The organism is Kribbella albertanoniae (assembly GCF_004348455.1).
GTDB lineage: Bacteria > Actinomycetota > Actinomycetes > Propionibacteriales > Kribbellaceae > Kribbella > Kribbella albertanoniae.
Genome location: NZ_SMKA01000218.1, coordinates 1 through 16508, shown reverse-complemented (window position 1 = coordinate 16508; position 16508 = coordinate 1). Strand labels below are relative to the sequence as shown.

Genomic DNA, 16508 nt, shown 5'->3' with positions numbered 1-16508 from the left:
CGCGTACACCGCCGCCCGCTCCCGAGTGTGGGTTGGCGAACCGCGTCCGGGCGACCCTCCGCACCACGGGATGGGTATACCCACGAGATGGCGGGTTGGCCAATCAGATTCTGGTGCGCCAACCCGCCGTGGGGTGGGTGTACCCATCAGATGGGGGGCTGGGGTCCATCAAATGGCGGTGAGCCCAGCCATAGCCGGATGCGAGCAACGCCGTACCAACCCGGCTGCAGTCGGATGCGACCGCCGGCGTACGGGCGTGACCTGCTTCACATCCGGACCCTGTCAGGAATCCCGGGGCTGTTCGGTTCAGGAGGCATAACCACGTAGACAGAGGAGCACGGACATGAAGCACCGCATCGTTGTTCTTGGGGCCGGCTACACCGGGGCTGTTGCTGCGGGGCGGCTGGCTCGGCGGCTGCATGGGGACGACGTCGGAATCACCGTCGTCAACGCCGAGCCCGACTTCGTCGAGCGCGTCCGCATGCATGAGCTGGCTGCCGGCCGGGACCTGAAGCCGCGTCCGCTCGACGAGGTGTTCAAGGGAACCGGCATCGCCCTGAAGCTGGCCAAGGTGTCCGGCGTGAACGTCGACGACAAGACCGTCACGCTCGACACCGCCGAGGAACTGACCTACGACACGCTCGTCTACGCACTCGGCAGCCACTGGAACGACCACGGCGTCCCCGGCGCTGCCCAGTACGCCGAGCAGATCGCCAGCCGGCCGGGTGCCCTGAAACTGCGTGACCGGCTGGCCGAGCTACCGGCCGGCGGGACGGTCACCGTCGTCGGCGGTGGGCTGACCGGGATCGAGGGTGTCACCGAGATCGCCGAGGCACACCCGGACCTGAACGTCTCCCTGGTCGCCGCCGGCGGTCTGGGCGACTGGGTCTCGCCGAAGGCCCAAAAGCACCTGCAGAAGGTCTTCGCCGATCTCGGCATCACCGTCCACGAACACTCCGAGGTCGCCCGGGTCGAGGCCGACGCCGTCATCACCGCGGACGGTACGGCGATTCCGTCCGCAGTGACCGTCTGGACCACCGGTTTCGCGGTGCACCCGATCGCAGCAGCCACGACCCTCGAGACGCTCGCGAACGGTCAGATCCTCGTGGACGACATGATGGCGTCGGTCTCGCACCCGGACGTGTACGCGGTCGGCGACGCGGCCCAGGCCAACGGCTCCAGCGGGCAACCGCTGCGGATGTCGTGCGCATCCGGAACCTTCACGGCGTACCAGGCAGCCGATGCGATCGCGGCGCGGCTGACCGGCGGGAAGCTCCCGAACACGACCATCCGCTACTTCCAGCAGTGCATCAGCCTCGGGCGCAACGAAGGGCTCATCCAGTTCGTCACCGCGGACGACCGGACCAAGAAGTACTCGCTCCGCGGCCGGGCAGCCGCTGCCTACAAGGAGATCATCTGCTGGGGCGCGTACGTCGGCGTCGCCAACCCGACCCTCGGAATGCCGGTCCGCCGTCGGCGGGTCGCCCAGCAGCCGGCCACGTCGGCGGGACATGGTCGGCTGCGGACGGTTGCTTAGGCCTCTTCGAGCCGGGGGAAGAGCGGGTCGCCCTTCGTCAGGACCGAGCCCGCGGGGAGCTGGCCCCAGGTGCCGGCGTCCTGGACGCGCTGGTCCCCGAGCGGGCCGAGCTTGGCCTCGGCGCCGAGGAGCGTCCACAGCTTCTCGGACGTCTTCGGCATCGTCGGGTTGTGCAGTACGGCGACCGCCCGCAGAACCTCGGCGGACGTGTAAAGGATCGTGGCCAGGCGGGCCCGCTGGGACTCGTCCTTGGCCACCTTCCACGGCTCCTGCTCGGAGACGTAGCCGTTGACCGCGCCGACCAGGTCGTTGATGGCAGCCAGGGCGTCGTGGAAGGCCAGGGTCTCGATCGCCTGCTCGGCGGTGGCGACCGTCTGGCTGAGCTTGTCGGCCAGCGCCTGCTCGGCCGGTCCGTGCTCGGTCGCCTCGGGGAGCGCACCGTCGAAGTACTTGCCGATCATGGCCGCGATCCGGCTGGCCAGGTTCCCCAGGCCGTTGGCGAGCTCGGAGGTGTAGACCGCGCTCAAGTGCTCCCAGGAGAACGAGCCGTCCGAGCCGAACTGGATCGTCCGCAGGAAGTAGTAGCGGAAGGCGTCCGAACCGAAGTGGTCGGTGATCTCGTGCGGAGCGATCGCGGTCAGCTTCGACTTGCTCATCTTCTCGCCGCCGACCAGCAGCCAGCCGTGCGCGAAGACCTGCTTCGGGGTCGCGACCTCGGCGGCCATCAGCATCGCCGGCCAGATCACCGCGTGGAACCGGAGGATGTCCTTGCCGACCAGATGAACGCTCGCCGGCCACAGCTCCTCGAACCGTTTCGGGTCGGTGCCGTAGCCCGCGGCCGTCACGTAGTTCAGCAGCGCGTCGATCCAGACATAGAGGACGTGGTCCTCGTCCCACGGGACCGGGATCCCCCAGTCGAAGGTCGACCGGGTGATCGACAGGTCCTGCAGCCCCTGCTTGACGAACGCGATCACCTCGTTGCGCGCGCTGGCGGGAGCCACGAAATCAGGCTGCTCCGAGTACAGCTCGAGCAGGCGGTCGCCGTACGCCGAAAGCCGGAAGAAGTAGTTCGTCTCCGAGACCGTCTCCAGCTCGGTGCCGTGGATCATGCACCGCTGGGTGCCGTCCTCGTCCGTGCGGATGTCGGTCGGCAGCTTGAACTCCTCGCAGCCGACGCAGTACAGGCCCTCGTACTCGCCCTTGTAGACGTCACCCTTGTCGTACAGCTTCTGCCAGAACTCGCGGACCCGCTCGGTGTGCCGCTGCTCGGTGGTCCGGATGAAGTCGTCGTACGCGATGTCGACGTCGACCCACGCGGGCTTCCAGGACTCCTCGACCAGCTTGTCCGTCCACGCCTGCGGCGACATGCCCTGCGCCTCAGCGCTGCGCATCACCTTCTCGCCGTGCTCGTCGGTACCCGTCAGGTACCACTTCCGCTCACCACGCTGCGCGTGCCAACGAGTCAGAACATCCCCGGCCACCGTCGTGTAGGCACTACCGATATGCGGCGGCGCCGTGACGTAGTAGATCGGGGTCGTGACGTAATAGGCCTTGTCGGACATGCTCCAAGCGTAGTGCCGCCCGTCAGGCCTCTTGACCACACCTCAAACAATCCGCCCGCCGTGGTAGCGCAGCCGGTAGTACGGCGTCCCGTCCGGGCCGCTGATGTGCTCGACGCCCTCGAACCTCCCGACTCCGCCGGTGTTCTCGTCGAGATAGGTGAGCCCGCCGTCGCAGTACGTGAACCCGCCGAGGAAGCGAGCCTCGGCGTACAGGGCGGTCAGCGCCTGTTTGATCAGCCGGCCGGCGTCGGCCGCGGTCAGGCGGCCGGGCTCGAGGAGGAAGCCGTAGTAGTTCATCCCCCAGATCGGCCGACCGGCGGCGTGGACAACCTCCTGGCCGAGGAAGTCGGCGTCGCCGAAGTAGCTGTCGAGATAGCTCAGATCGCCGTCGCTGAAGCGCAGGTCGTGGGCCGCGGGGCGGCTGAGCTCGGCGAAGTTGCCGTCACCGGCGTACGTCGCCGCTTTGGCGCGGACGATGAACGCCTCAAGGTCGCTGTCGCTGATCACACCCAACGACTATCAGGCGGGTCCGACAGTTACTTGCGGTTGGCGAGTACGGCGTCGTACACGGTCCGCTTGGGGACGTTGAAGCGTTTGGCGACGTCGGAGATAGCTTGTTTGCGGGGGGTGCCTGCTTCTTCGTCGACGGCGACCTCGCGGGCCAGGTCCTCCGGAGTGACGACTTTGGCCGGGTCGGCGCCGGACACGACGACGGTGATCTCACCCCGTACGCCGTCCTTCGACCAGGCGACGAGATCCGCGACCGGGCCGCGCTTGACCTCCTCGTACGTCTTCGTGAGCTCCCGGCAGACCGCCGTACGGCGATCGTCGCCGAAGGCCTCGGCCATCGCCTCGAGCGACTGGGTCAGCCGGTGCGGGGCCTCGAAGAACACCATCGTCCGGGGCTCGTCGGCCAGCTCGGTCAGCCGCCGCAACCGCTCCCCCGGCTTCCGCGGCAGGAACCCCTCGAAGGTGAACCGGTCCACCGGCAGCCCGCTCAGCGCCAGCGCCGTGAGCACCGCCGACGGCCCCGGTACGGCGGTCACCTCGATCTCAGCGTCGATCGCGGCCGCGACCAGCCGGTACCCCGGATCCGAAACGCTCGGCATCCCCGCATCCGTCACGACAACCACGGTCTGGCCGGCTTGAAGCGCCGCCAGCAGCTCCGGCGTCCGCTCCCGCTCGTTCCCCTCGAAGTAGCTGACCACCCGCCCACTCAGGCTGATCCCCAGATCCCCCGTCAACCGCCGCAGCCGCCGCGTATCCTCCGCAGCCACCACATCCGCCGCCCCCAACACCCGCGCCAACCGCGGCGAAGCATCCGACACGTCCCCAATAGGCGTCCCCGCCAACACCAATCGCCCGGTCACGGGAGGAGAGTGAATGCATTGACGTGACGGGGCCGAACAACGGAGAAGCGACGTCGATCCAGCGTTGCCACCTCTCGAAGGTCCAGCTGTTCCGCGAGCGTGATCACGGAGGCATCGGCCAGGCCAAGAGGAAGATCGGCATACTGACCGATCAAGTCAGCCATCCTGTCGAGCGCACTCGCTGTGGTGCTTGCGATGGTGAAGTCGCCGGCAGCCAGCGATCGAACGAAGGCCATCTCCGACTTGGAGCCGCCCGCCTTTGCCAGCAGATAACACACCTCCGTGACCACGAATGGCGGTATCACCAGTTGCTCGTTGTTCAGGCGGAGTGATGCGAACAGGTCGACGCAGCGGCGGTGATTGATGTCCGCCGTGAGCGCAGCGGCAACGATCGGGCCGGTATCTACGACAATCACTTCGGGCTGCGTCCGAGTCCTTCAGCCAGCATCTCGTCGATGCGTTCCGAAAAGTCCGGGCTGGTCCCGTCGACCGATCCCACCCAGGCAGGCGGCCAGGCCGACGGTGTCGTGCGCTCAGCCCGTGCCTCCGCCTCCAGCTTGATCAGACGGATTCTCGGCAAGACATCAGCCGCAACGCTGTCAGACATCGAATCGACCAGGGCCTGCAGGTCTTCTTTCGGCGTGCTCATGTGACTCAGTGTAGGAGGTTCTGCCGACGGTTTTCAGTTATCCACAGGCACTTCCTGCGAGGGGAGGAGGCGGTGCTCCCGGGGGCTCCGTACGATGGCGGGCGTGACTGCCTTGATCGAGGACGGGACTGCGCGGCGGGGGGACACTGCCGAGGAGCGCGAGGCGCTGGGCAGGGATGTGCTCGGAAGGCGGTTGCCGTCGCTGCGGGAGCGGTTGTATCCGGCGATGCCGAAGGACTTCGAGGGCGGGTGGATCGCGACGCTGGTGATCACCGCGCTGGCCGGGTTCCTGCGGTTCTGGGATCTGGCCAACCCGGTGAAGTTCGTCTTCGACGAGACGTACTACGCCAAGGACGCGTACAGCCTGCTCAAGTTCGGGTACGCGCGGCAGTTCATCGACCAGCCCGAGGGGGCCGCCGACAAGGCGATCCTGGCCGGGAACCTGGACGTCTTCAAGGACACCCCGAGCCTGACCGTGCACCCCGAGGTCGGCAAGTGGATGATCGCCGGCGGTGAGCAGCTGTTCGGGATGACGCCGTTCGGGTGGCGGTTCATGCCGGCGCTGTTCGGCACGCTGACTGTTCTCCTGGTGATCCGGACGGTACGGCGGATGACCCGGTCCACACTGATCGGTGCGATCGCCGGGCTGCTGCTCGCGGTCGACGGGCTGCACTTCGTGATGTCGCGGGTCGCGCTGCTCGACGTGTTCCTCGCGTTCTGGCTGGTTGCGGCCGTCTCCTGCCTGGTCTGTGACCGGGACTGGACCCGCCGCCGGCACGCGGACTCGCTGGCCAAGCAACAGACGGACTTCGGTCCCCGGAAGTTCGGTCGCTGGCTGCTGATCCGGCCGTGGCGGATCCTGGCCGGGGTCTGCTTCGGGCTCGCGCTCGGCACCAAGTGGTCGGCGGTCTGGGTGCTGGCCGCGTTCGGCATCCTGGTGTTCGCGTGGGACTTCGGGGCCCGCCGGGCGCTCGGGTCGCGGTTCACGTTCGTGAAGTCGGTGCTGGTCGACGGCATCCCGGCGTTCGTCAGCATCGTCCTGGTCGCCGGTATCACCTACACCGCGACCTGGACCGGCTGGCTGCTGCACGACAACGCCTACTCCCACGACTACGCCTCGAAGAACCCGGCGACCGGGATCATGAAGGTGGTCCCGGACGACTTCCGGTCGCTGATTCACTACCACCAAGAGGTCTACGAGTTCCACACCGGCGACTACATCAAGAAGGCCACCCACCCGTACGCCTCGAACCCGGCCGGCTGGCCGATCATCGCCCGCCCGATCGGCTTCGACGCCGTCAACGACATCAAGCCCGGCTCCCCCGGCTGCAACCCACCAGCCGGTTCGAACTGCCTGTCGGTGATCTCCGCCATCGGTACGCCGATCCTGTGGTGGGGCGGCGCTCTCGCCCTGCTCGCCGCGGTGGTGCTCTGGGTAGGCCAGCGGGACTGGCGATTCGGCGTACCGGTGATCGGTTTCGTCACCTGCTGGGTGCCCTGGTTCGCCTACGACGACAGACCGATCTTCTTCTTCTACGCCGTCACGATGATCCCGTTCACCGTGATGGCGGTAGCCCTGGTCCTGGGCAAGATCCTCGGCCCGGCCAAAACTCTCGAAGGCACCGCGGCCCCCCGCCGTCTGATCGGCAGCGCCATCGTCGGCGCCTTCGTCGTCCTGGTCGTCCTCAACTTCGCCTACATCTGGCCGATCCTCACCGACCAGGTCCTCCCGCACCCCGACTGGCTCAGCCGCATGTGGTTCAAAACCTGGATCTGACCCGTCCACAACGTCCGAAAGAACGGAGGGCCCTCCTCCGCATCTTCGGACGTTAGCGGCTGCGCTGACACAACGTCCGAAAGAACGGAGGGCCCTCCTCCGATCCTTCGGACGTTGTGATGTCGGGGGTGGTCAGTGGCCGAGGTGTCCGTGGCCGTGGCCGTCGCGGAAGCGTTTTTTGTGGCGTTTGGCGGCGGACTGGCCGCCGACGCCGCCGAAGAGGGCCAGGCCTTTGACCACGACGGTGGGGGCGTCGGGGTGTGGGGTCTCGCTGCCGTTGGCTGCGAAGCCGCCGAAGATGCCGACGCCTTCGTTGCGGATGGTGACACCTTCGGGGACGGTGATGTCGATGCCGCCGAAGACCGCGAACGCCCAGATGGTCACCTCGCGGCCCTCGAAGACGGCGTCCGTCATGTCGAGGTCCTGGCCGCCGAACACCGCGAAGGCATTGGTACGCCGCTTCACCCGCCAACTGCCCTTGCGCTCGACGCCACCGAAGATCGCGACCATGGTGGTGAAACTGTCGTCGGCGTTGGCGGGTTCCTCGATCGGGACCGGGCTGTTCGACACCGCCCGCATCGGCACGTTCGACGGGACCGGCGGCTGGTGACCGTCGGGCACCAGGAGATCGCTGGTGATCGGCTCGAGCTCGCCGAGCGTGCGGGCCTGCAGGGTCTGCTCGAGCCGCTCCGCGTGTTCGTCCTGGCTCAGCCGGCCCGTCATCAGCGCGTCCCGCAGGACGTCGACGACCTGGTCGCGGTCGATGTCGGACGCGCGCAGATGCGCGTGCGGGTTCGGGCGGTCGGGCAGATTCTCCATAAGACGGAACGATATATCGCCTAACGGCGTACGCGCAGTGCGCAAACGACCGCAATCAGGGTGATCGAGGCGAAAGTCAGGGCCGTCCCGGGGTATCCACCGAGGCCGAGCCCGAGACCACCGAGCGCTGCGCCGAGAAACGTCCCGAGGCTCATCCCGGCCGCGTTCACGCTCAGCGCCGATCCGCGCAGGTCGCCACTTCGCCGTACCAGCAGGGTGGTGACGCAGGCGGCGACGACCGCGTGGCTGGCGCCCATCAATGCCGTGAGCAGCAACGTCAGCGGGATGGTCGGCGAGAAGTAGAACGCCGAGACGCTGACGAGCGCGACTCCGAGACCGAGCAGCAGCATCCGTTCCGGCCCGATCCACGGACGGTCGAGGGCGAGGTAGCGGCCGGACAGCAGGTTGCCGATGAAGAACGAGGCACCGCTCAGCGACCAGACCAGCGCGAACCAGCCGGGCGCCAGATCGAACTTCTCGTCGTAGAACGCGGCCAGGTACGCCAGGTAGCCCATGAAGGCCGCGGTCCGCAGCATCGCGACCACGAGCAGCGGTACGGCGCCTGGGATCCGGCCGAGCTCGCGGTACGTCGCGAGGTAGCTCATCCGCGGTGCACCATCAGCCCGCAGCGGCGCCTTCCGGCCGCGACCGCGCCAGAAGAACGCGGCCGACAGGGTCAGCGAGATCACCGCGGCCGCGATCAGGTTGCCGCGCCAGCCCCACCACAGCCCCGGTACGGCGAGCACCGGCGCAGCGAGCATCGCCATCGCCGAGGTGGTCGCGGACACCAGCGTCGCCGCCCGCCCCGCCGCAGCCGGCGACCGGAACCGGTCCGCCGCGGCCGCGCCGATCGACGGCGCCAAGACCGAGGTGGAGGCCCCGATCAGCAGGCAGAACGTGGCCAGCGCCCAAACGTTGCCGATGGCACCCAACAGCGCGGACACACCAAGCAGTGCCAGCCCACCGGCCGCCACCAACTCCCGCGCCAACCGGTCGATCAACGGCGCCAACGCGAACCCGACCACCAACGCAGCCAGACCACCGAGCCCCCGCAGCCCGCCGATCTCCGCCACGTTCCCGTCTGCCGCCGCCGCGATCGGCACCAGGTACATCCCGAACACCGTGAACGGAATCAGGCTCACGGTCGAGGCGAGCAGGAACGGCCACAGCCGCCGCGCCATCCGCCAGTCGCTCGGCACTTCCTCGATGGGTCTACTGGGTAGCGCGCCTCCGCCTGGCGTCAAGACGGGGGCTGCGGGCAACGAACCTTGGGGTGGGGTGTTCATTCGTCGATCCTGTAGCGGTAGAGGGACGTGGGGCGGGCGGAGAACTGCGAGAAAGGGAAGGGTTCGGCAGAGAGAGCAGTGACGCCGGAACCGAGGAACGCGCGGGCGACGGCGCTTCCGGTCTGAGCATAGATGGCGAGCGGTTTCGATTGCTCACGGCAACGACTCAGCAGGATGTCGAAGGAGCCGTTGGACAACGTCATTCCGGTGGCGACGACGGCATCGGCGGCATCGATCACCTCGAGCATGTCGCGGGATACCGGCAATCCCGACGCAGTCTCGCGGAGGTTGAAGTCGCACGGGAGGCAGACGCCACCACGGGAAGTGATTGCGTCCACCAACGGATTGACCACACCGATCAACGCAACCTTGGTGCCGTCGGCAACGTCCAGCAACCCAGCCACAGCAGCATCCCGAGCACGGGCTCGGACATCCGGCGTACCAGCTGGCAGGACGACTTCCTCGGCACGGGCTGCCAGGTGATGCGGCTCGACCGCGGCCAGGTAGGCGTCCAGTGCGGCGATGCGCACCGGCAGTGGGTCGTCAGATCGCAGTACGTCGGCCAACGTGCGACCGGACGTGTCCGCGCAGTACGTCGGCTCTAGCTCACCGGACTCGAACGAGCAGGCACCGAACACCTCGTCCACCCGCAGCAGCACGTAATAGTTGCGGTAGGTGACGTCGGCCCCGGGCAGCCGCGTCGTGTGGTGCAACCAGAACGCGCTGGTCACCGACAACGTGGCCGGGTCGGGACCGTGGGCGCCGTCCAGTACGGCTTGGGTGAGTTCGGAAACGGTCATGGCAGGCGGGCCAGCCTTTCGGGGTCGTAGGTGAGGGCGGACAACTCGGGACGACCTTCAGGCTGGAAGCAGTACAGGAGGGAGCGACGATCGGTGGCGGTGCGGTTGGGAGCGGAGCGATGCACCATCAGCCCCGGGAACATCAGCACCGAACCCGCGGGCGCCTCGACGGTGACCGCGCGTCGCACGTCAACGGCGGTTGGGTCGACCAGCAATCCGGTCGGCTCCCGGGGATCCCGCCGTACCGGGCCCTCCGACGGGCTGCCCGGGATGAGCGTCATGGCGCCGTTCGCGACGGTGTTGTCGTCGAGCATGACGATCGCGGTGGCGATGTCGTACGCCGCGTCCCCGGCGCAGCAGTACCAGTACGGGAAATCCTGATGCCAGGCGAACTCCGAGCCGACGCCGGCCCGCTTGAAGTTCAGCTTCGCGACGAACCGGCCGGCCTTTGCCCCGATCAACGAACTCATCGGCTCGACGAGTCGCGGCTCGTCCCACAACTCGTCCAGCGCCGGGTGCAACTGCGAGACCGGTGACAGGCTGCGGACCGCCTTGCCGACCGCGTCCGGTTCCCAGTGGATCGTCGTACCGCGGACCTTCTCCAGCCGGTGTCCGTCCGGCCAGACGGTCACGTCGGTCTCACCGGCTTCGGCTGCGGCAACGATCTCGACGTGGACCTGCTCGGCCACGCCCCTGAGGCGCTCAACCTCCGTGGCCGTGAACAACGATTCGAGCAGCACATACCCCGTCACCTCACCTACGTTAATGCGACGGGGTCGCGGATGGAAACTCCACGCGACGACTCACTGCCGGTTCCCGGCGATCCCAGGACATCGCCGACCACGGCACCGCGAGCTCATCCAGCGAGTCGATCTCGTGCGGCCGCATCGACGCCATCGGCAAAGCCTCGGCATGACGGGAAAAAGCGGACTCGACGTACCGGGTGCCGGTGTCGGCGGCCAGGAAGACGTGCGTCCGGGCGCTGTCACAGGCGTGTTCCCACAATGCGGTCAGGTACGCCGCGCCCGCCGACAGCCCGGCGAACACCCCGGACGTCCGCAGCAGGTCGACCGCCGCCGACATCGCGTAGTCGAACGACACCCAGTGCAACCGGTCGTACAGCTCGTGCCGGACATTGCGGAACTCGATCGAGCTGCCGATCCCGGCGATGATCATCTCCGGATCCTTCGTGTGCCCGGCCCCGAAGGTGATACTCCCGAACGGCTGCACGCCGACCAGATTCACGTCCCGCCCACGATTGCGCAGGTACTCCGCGATCGCGCCGGTCGACGCCCCGGTCCCGACCCCGCCGACCAGGCACAACGGCCCGTCCGGCACCAGCTCCGCGACCAGATCCGCCACTGCGCCGTACCCGAGGTAGTGGATGTCGTCGTGGTACTGCTGCATCCAGTGGTACGTCGGATTGTCCCGCAGGATCTCGCCGATCCGGCGGACCCGCAGGTTCTGGTCCAGCTGCAGGTTGTTCGACGACGGGACCTGTTCGACGGTCGCGCCGAGGATCTCCAGCTGGATCTTCAGGGTCCGGTCGACCGTGGTCGAGCCGACGATGTGACAGCGCATCCCGTACCGATGGCAGGCCAGGGCGAGCGCGTGCGCATAGATCCCGCTCGAGCTGTCGATCAGCGTGTCCCCGGGCCGGACCACGCCGGTCTCCAGCAGATGCCGGACGGCGCCGAGCGCGGAGTAGACCTTCATCGTCTCGAACCGCAGGCAGATCAGGTCGTCCCCGACCCTGATCGGGTCCGGGTCCTTGATCGCCTCCGCCAGGTGATCGTGCAGTCGCGCAGACTTCATCGCCGCGGTTCGCTCCTCGTGTCGGCAGTATCGGAGGGCGGGGTGGGCGGCGTTTCGGGCCGACCCAGGCGGGCTGCGCTCACCAGCCGCCGGGTCAGTTCGTGCTGCGGTGCGGTCATCACGGTTGCGGGTGGGCCTTGTTCGACGATGCGGCCGTCGTCGATCACCAGCACGTGATCGGTGACCGCCGCGACCAGACCGAGGTCGTGGCCGATCCAGACCAGCGCCGTACCGCGGGTCTTCAGCTCGGCGAGCAGGTCGACGACGAGCGCCGTACCGTCGTCGTCGAGTGCGGTGGTGATCTCGTCGCAGATCAGTACGTCGGGCTCGGCGAGCACGGCTCGTGCGAGGGCTGCACGTTGGAGCTCGCCACCGGACAGGCGGCTCGGCGGACGGGCCGCCGTCATCGCGGAGACGCCGAGACGGGCCAGCGTGGCGACGGCTTCGGCATGCGCTTGGTCGGGCGGCAGATCGCGGAGACGTTGTGCGGTCCGGGCGACTTGCTGGTCGACCGGGCGGCGTTCGTCGAAGGAACCGCGGACTTCCTGCCAGACGTACTGGACGCGGCGGTTCTGCTCCCGGGTGCGCTTCCGGAGGACCGGGAGTGGTTCGCCGTCGAGCAGGAGTTGGCCGGTACTGCGTTCGTGCAGGCCGGCCAGGCAGCGGGCGAGCGTCGTCTTGCCGCTGCCGGAACGGCCGACCACGCCGACGCTGTTCCCTGCATCGACAGTGAGATCGACGTCATGGAGAACTGGGATGCGGCCGCGGGGGCGGATCGACGCGGACAGGTTCATTGCCTGGAGCAACGGCTTGCCCGCCGAGGTGGTTCCCGTCGATTGCGGTTCCCAGCTCGACGGGAGGACGTCGGTGCCGCCGAATGCGATCACCTGGCCGGCATTCAGTACGACGACGTGGGTGGCCAGCTCGCGGACCAGGCCGAGATCGTGGCTCAGCAGCAGGATGCCGAGGCCGCCTTCGGCAAGCTCGCGTAGTTCGCCCGCCAGCTGGAGCCGGGTGATCGAGTCGAGCCCGGTGCTCGGTTCGTCGAGCACCAGTACCTTCGGCCGGCAGGTCAACGCCTGCGCTAGCGCAACCCGCTGCCGCTGGCCCCCGGAGAACTGATGCGGAAACCGTCTTAGCGTCTCCCGGTTCCCCGGTACCTGAGCGCCCCGCAACGCATCCTGCACGACCGACTGCCCCGGGTGATGCAGCCGCTCCAACTCGCGCAACGTCGCACCGACCCGACGTGCGGGGTTGAGCGCACTGCCCGGATGCTGGGGCATATAAGCAACCGCACGTCCCCTGAGACGCTCAGCTTTTGCGGTAGGCCCGTTGCTGTCGACAACGACCTCGCCGTCGACAACCACGTCGCCCTCAAGCCGAACGCCGCTCCCGCTCTCCCCCAACAACGCAAGCGCCGAGGTGGTCTTCCCCGACCCCGATGCGCCGACGAGAGCCGTCACCTCACCGGCGAACACCTCAAAGCTCACCCCATCCACCAGCACAGCGGATCCGGCCGTTGCACTCAACCCAGTGACCTTGGCGAGCGGGCTCATACCGGGCTCACCGCCAGACGGCGGGTGTGGTGGACCAGGCGGTCGGCCAGGAGATTGAAGCCTAGGGTGAAGGAGACCAGCAGAATTGCCGGGGCGAGGACCGACCAGGGTTGCAGGAGGAGTCCTTCGCGGTTGCGGGAGACGCTGACTGCCCAGTCCGAGGCGGTTGGGCTGAGGCCGAGGCCGAGGAAGTTGACCGAGGCAACCAGGAAGACGGCCAGCGTGATCCGGGTACCGATGTCGGCCGCCACCGGCCCGATGACCGCGCGACCGACGTACCCGAGCTGAATGGTTGCCCAGGACTCCCTTTGCATCCGGAGCGCCTCGACCACCGGCGAACTCGCGGCATCCAGCGCGGCCGCTCGCACCAACCGGGCCACGGTCGGAACGTTGACCATGGCAACGGCCAGCGTGATCGCCGGCGCGGACGCCTGCCACCCGACCGCGACCACGCTGATCACCAGCAACGACGGCAACGGGAGCAGTACGTCGAGCGGCCGGATCAGCACCTCGTCCAGCCATCGATGCCGGGTCGACGCAGCCACCAGCCCGATCAACCCGCCGACCGCGTAAGCGATCAGGACCGCGCCGAACGCCATACCGAGAGCTGTCCGGCCACCAACCAGTAGCAGCCCAAGAACGTCCCGGCCCAACCCATCAGTCCCGAGCACGCCGTCCGCGGAGTACGGCAGGCCGGCCTTGTTGCTGTCGACCGAGATGAGCGGTCCGAAGAGAGCGATGAACAGCGGCACGACCACGAGTACCACCGAGATCGCCAACGGGATGCGCGCCCTCATCGGAGCAGCTCCGTTCGGGGTACCAGACGGTTGCAGACGAGGTCGGCCCCCAGGTTGATCAACAACGCAGCGACGGCCAGGACCAGTGTGAGCCCTTGCACCGTTGGGATATCGCGGGTCTCCACCCCATCCACCAACGCCGTGGCGAACCCCGGGATGGCGAAGATCGCCTCGACGACCAGAACCCCACCGAGCAGCGTGTCGCCGGTCCGCGCCAGCTCCTGAACACCCGGTACGGCGGCGTTCGGCAGCACGTGGCGGAGCAGCAACCGCCGGCGCGGAACCCCGAGCCGACGAGCCTGTACGACGTAGTCCGCGTTCAACGCGGTGATGGTGCCGGCGCGAACCTGGCGGGACAGCAGACACACCGTGCGCCCCAACAGCACAGTCACTGGCAGCACCAGCAAGACCGGTGAGGTGAGCAACGAACCGCCGATCCAGGTAGCAGGCAACCATCCGAGTTTCAGCGAGAAGACCGCCACCAGCACAACAGCAATCACGAAGTCCGGGATCGCACTCAACGCCAGCGTCACCGAAGTGATCGCCCGATCGAGCCGACCGTTCTCGCGGGTCCCCATCAGGATGCCCAAGGCAACAGCCAGCGGGATCACCACGGCGAGCGTCGCCAACGTCAGCACCAACGTGGCGCCGACCGAATCCCGCACGATCTCGCTCACCGGCCCGCCGCTGATCAACGACGTACCGAGATCGCCCGTCAGCACCCCACTGAACCAATGCAGGAACCGTTCCAGCGCAGGCTGATCCAGCCCGAGCTGCTCACGCAACCGTGACACCTGCTCAGGCGACAGCGTTTCGTCGAACCGCATGTCGGCCGCGTCGCCCGGCAGCAACGACGTGAGCACGAAGACCAGTACGGACAACACCGCGAGCTGAACGACGGCGAGTGCGGCCCGCCCAGCGGCGTACGACCGCATTCAGGCCAGCCACACCTTGTCGAACCGGCCGAAGTCCACAGTGTTCGGCGGCACCGCCTCCACCCCCTGAACCTTCGGCGAAACCGCGACCAGGTAGTCGGGCAGACCCCAAGCCAGGATGCCGCCCTCATCGCGCAGGGTCTGCTGCAGTTCGCCGTACTTGGTCGCTCGCGCGGTTTCGTCGGTCTGCACCTGCGCCGCCGCGAAGGCCTCGTCGAAGGCCGGCTTCCGCCAGTGCGTCACGTTGAAGGGCGACTTCGACAGCAGCCGATCAGTCACGTACTGCGGGATCGGCATCGCGCCGGACCGATGGTTGCCAATGGCCCCCTTCGTGAGCAGGTCCTTCGCGTAGGTCTGCGGGCTCCCGGTCGTGACCTTGAGCTTCACTCCGGCCTCCGCCACCTGCTCGGCGAACAGCGTCGCCGCCTCGACGAACCCGGCCGACGCGTCGGCAGTGAAGATCTCGATCTCCTTGTTCACCAGGCCGGCCTTCTTCAGCAGCGCCTTGGCCTCATCGAGATCCCGCTCCCGCTGCGGCAGCTGCTCCGGGTAGTACTGGAACCCCTTACCGAACAGGTCGTTCCCGACGGTCCCACGCCCAGCCAGTACGACGTCGACCAGCCGCTGCCGATCCGCCAGCAGCTTGAACGCCAGCCGCACATCCGGGTTGTCGAACGGCGCCTGGTCCACCTTCATCACGAACGCCTGCATCGTGCTCGCCTTCGCGGCCACGATCCGCACCGACTTCCCAGCCTCGGCAGTCCGGGCGAACGTCGCGGTCATGTCATTCGCGTACTCCGCCTGCCCACCCTGTACGGCGTTCGCCCGCGCCTCGGCGTCGGCCGACAACACGTGCAGCTCCTCGATCTTCGCCGTACCGTCCCAGTAGCCGTCGTACCGGCTTGCGACCATCGATCGCCCGGCCTCGAACGAGACGAACTTGAATGCTCCGGTGCCGACCGGCTTGGTCGGATCCTTGAACCCGTCCCGCACGATCTGCGTCCCGATCCCCGCCAGCAACGCGGGAAACTCCGCATTCGGCGCCGACAGCACGAGCTCAACCGTCCGCGGATCGACCGCCTTAGACCGACGCAGGTCGAGCGTCGCGAGCGACGACTGCGCAACCCGATCCGGTACGGCGGGGTCCGCGATCCGGGCCAGGCTGTACAGCACGTCCTCGGCGGTCAGCTTGCTGCCGTCGTGGAAGGTCGCGTCCCGCAGCGAGAACCGCCAGGTGAGCGCCTTGCCGTCGTGCTCCCACTTCTCCGCGAGCCGCGGCACCGGCTTCAGATCCGGCCCGAGCTCCACGAGCTTCTCGTACATCGCCTTGTGCCGGGCAATGTCCACGAACAAACTCTGCACGTGCGGGTCGAGCACCTCCTTCGCCCCACCCCCGGCGTACACCGCCCGCAAGCGGCCACCGGCCTTCGGCTGGGAGCCCGCGGGACTGCCGCCACACCCACTCAGCGCCGCCACCCCCAACGCGCCGGCAAGGCCCAGAAATCCACGTCGATTCAGCGCATTGGACACGCGCACCATCCTCACGTTAGTGAAAACGATTGTCAATTCAGCGCGCATCTGAACAGTGACGCCCTCATTCTTTCC

At 67.7% G+C, this 16508-nt stretch carries 16 protein-coding genes; 2 read left to right on the top strand and 14 right to left on the bottom strand.

What is annotated here, in order from left to right; genetic code table 11:
• Positions 1–343 precede the first annotated feature (343 nt).
• Positions 344–1537: an NAD(P)/FAD-dependent oxidoreductase gene (locus E1261_RS33325; RefSeq protein ID WP_132413663.1), complete on the top strand. Its 1194-nt coding sequence runs from the start codon at positions 344–346 to the stop codon at positions 1535–1537.
• Here the strand turns inward: E1261_RS33325 and metG are convergent.
• From metG to E1261_RS33300, 5 genes are read right to left on the bottom strand one after another with little or no spacing between them, the layout of a single operon-like run.
• Positions 1534–3099 (bottom strand): methionine--tRNA ligase, encoded by a 1566-nt coding sequence (gene metG / locus E1261_RS33320; RefSeq protein ID WP_132413662.1) that lies wholly within the window; start codon positions 3097–3099, stop codon positions 1534–1536. The genes E1261_RS33325 and metG overlap by 4 nt on opposite strands.
• A 42-nt stretch (positions 3100–3141) precedes the next feature.
• Positions 3142–3606, bottom strand: a complete 465-nt coding sequence (locus E1261_RS33315; protein WP_132413661.1) for a DUF5680 domain-containing protein — start codon at positions 3604–3606, stop codon at positions 3142–3144.
• Positions 3607–3635: 29 nt separating this feature from the next.
• Positions 3636–4469: a 16S rRNA (cytidine(1402)-2'-O)-methyltransferase gene (gene rsmI / locus E1261_RS33310; protein WP_132413660.1), complete on the bottom strand. Its 834-nt coding sequence runs from the start codon at positions 4467–4469 to the stop codon at positions 3636–3638.
• Positions 4466–4885 carry a type II toxin-antitoxin system VapC family toxin gene (locus E1261_RS33305; protein WP_132413659.1) on the bottom strand — a complete coding sequence of 140 codons (420 nt, stop codon included), beginning with the start codon at positions 4883–4885 and terminating at the stop codon, positions 4466–4468. The genes rsmI and E1261_RS33305 overlap by 4 nt, the downstream gene beginning before the upstream one ends.
• Complete coding sequence (locus E1261_RS33300; protein ID WP_132413658.1) at positions 4882–5118, bottom strand: hypothetical protein; 237 nt, start codon at positions 5116–5118, stop codon at positions 4882–4884. Before E1261_RS33300 ends, E1261_RS33305 begins: the two co-directional genes overlap by 4 nt.
• 94 nt (positions 5119–5212) lie before the next feature.
• Between E1261_RS33300 and E1261_RS33295 the strand changes: the two genes are divergently transcribed.
• Positions 5213–6895, top strand: a complete 1683-nt coding sequence (locus E1261_RS33295; protein WP_132413657.1) for a dolichyl-phosphate-mannose--protein mannosyltransferase — start codon at positions 5213–5215, stop codon at positions 6893–6895.
• A 132-nt stretch (positions 6896–7027) separates the two neighbouring features.
• On the opposite strand, the gene E1261_RS33290 is transcribed toward E1261_RS33295, so the two are convergent.
• From E1261_RS33290 to E1261_RS33250, 9 genes are all read right to left on the bottom strand, one after another.
• A complete protein-coding gene (locus E1261_RS33290; protein ID WP_132413656.1) occupies positions 7028–7714 on the bottom strand; it encodes a DUF1707 SHOCT-like domain-containing protein in 687 nt (228 codons plus the stop codon).
• Between the two features lie 20 nt (positions 7715–7734).
• The gene (locus E1261_RS33285; RefSeq protein ID WP_238176580.1) at positions 7735–8913 is read right to left on the bottom strand and encodes an MFS transporter; all 1179 of its coding nucleotides are present in this window, start codon (positions 8911–8913) and stop codon (positions 7735–7737) included.
• 83 nt (positions 8914–8996) lie between these two features.
• On the bottom strand, positions 8997–9800 hold the full coding sequence (locus E1261_RS33280; RefSeq protein WP_132413655.1) for a Rossmann-like domain-containing protein: 804 nt from the start codon (positions 9798–9800) through the stop codon (positions 8997–8999).
• The gene (locus E1261_RS33275) at positions 9797–10552 is read right to left on the bottom strand and encodes a phytanoyl-CoA dioxygenase family protein (protein WP_132413654.1); all 756 of its coding nucleotides are present in this window, start codon (positions 10550–10552) and stop codon (positions 9797–9799) included. The genes E1261_RS33280 and E1261_RS33275 overlap by 4 nt, the downstream gene beginning before the upstream one ends.
• Positions 10553–10562: 10 nt before the next feature.
• Positions 10563–11615, bottom strand: a complete 1053-nt coding sequence (locus E1261_RS33270) for a pyridoxal-phosphate dependent enzyme (RefSeq protein ID WP_202875252.1) — start codon at positions 11613–11615, stop codon at positions 10563–10565.
• Positions 11612–13105 carry an ABC transporter ATP-binding protein gene (locus tag E1261_RS33265; protein WP_238176579.1) on the bottom strand — a complete coding sequence of 498 codons (1494 nt, stop codon included), beginning with the start codon at positions 13103–13105 and terminating at the stop codon, positions 11612–11614. The genes E1261_RS33270 and E1261_RS33265 overlap by 4 nt, the downstream gene beginning before the upstream one ends.
• A 62-nt stretch (positions 13106–13167) precedes the next feature.
• Complete coding sequence (locus E1261_RS33260) at positions 13168–13968, bottom strand: ABC transporter permease (RefSeq protein WP_132413652.1); 801 nt, start codon at positions 13966–13968, stop codon at positions 13168–13170.
• A complete protein-coding gene (locus E1261_RS33255) occupies positions 13965–14903 on the bottom strand; it encodes an ABC transporter permease (protein WP_132413651.1) in 939 nt (312 codons plus the stop codon). The genes E1261_RS33260 and E1261_RS33255 overlap by 4 nt, the downstream gene beginning before the upstream one ends.
• Positions 14904–16442: an ABC transporter substrate-binding protein gene (locus E1261_RS33250; protein ID WP_132413650.1), complete on the bottom strand. Its 1539-nt coding sequence runs from the start codon at positions 16440–16442 to the stop codon at positions 14904–14906. It abuts the gene before it with no gap.
• Positions 16443–16508: the final 66 nt, after the last annotated feature.

What these genes read in the sequence shown, in the direction of transcription:
- E1261_RS33255 (WP_132413651.1), bottom strand. Translation starts at nt 14,903, where the DNA reads ATGCGGTCGTACGCCGCTGGGCGGGCCGCACTCGCCGTCGTTCAGCTC.
- metG (WP_132413662.1), bottom strand. Translation starts at nt 3,099, where the DNA reads ATGTCCGACAAGGCCTATTACGTCACGACCCCGATCTACTACGTCACG.
- E1261_RS33290 (WP_132413656.1), bottom strand. Translation starts at nt 7,714, where the DNA reads ATGGAGAATCTGCCCGACCGCCCGAACCCGCACGCGCATCTGCGCGCG.
- E1261_RS33280 (WP_132413655.1), bottom strand. Translation starts at nt 9,800, where the DNA reads ATGACCGTTTCCGAACTCACCCAAGCCGTACTGGACGGCGCCCACGGT.
- E1261_RS33300 (WP_132413658.1), bottom strand. Translation starts at nt 5,118, where the DNA reads ATGAGCACGCCGAAAGAAGACCTGCAGGCCCTGGTCGATTCGATGTCT.
- E1261_RS33270 (WP_202875252.1), bottom strand. Translation starts at nt 11,615, where the DNA reads ATGAAGTCTGCGCGACTGCACGATCACCTGGCGGAGGCGATCAAGGAC.
- E1261_RS33260 (WP_132413652.1), bottom strand. Translation starts at nt 13,968, where the DNA reads ATGAGGGCGCGCATCCCGTTGGCGATCTCGGTGGTACTCGTGGTCGTG.
- E1261_RS33325 (WP_132413663.1), top strand. Translation starts at nt 344, where the DNA reads ATGAAGCACCGCATCGTTGTTCTTGGGGCCGGCTACACCGGGGCTGTT.
- E1261_RS33250 (WP_132413650.1), bottom strand. Translation starts at nt 16,442, where the DNA reads ATGGTGCGCGTGTCCAATGCGCTGAATCGACGTGGATTTCTGGGCCTT.
- E1261_RS33295 (WP_132413657.1), top strand. Translation starts at nt 5,213, where the DNA reads ATGGCGGGCGTGACTGCCTTGATCGAGGACGGGACTGCGCGGCGGGGG.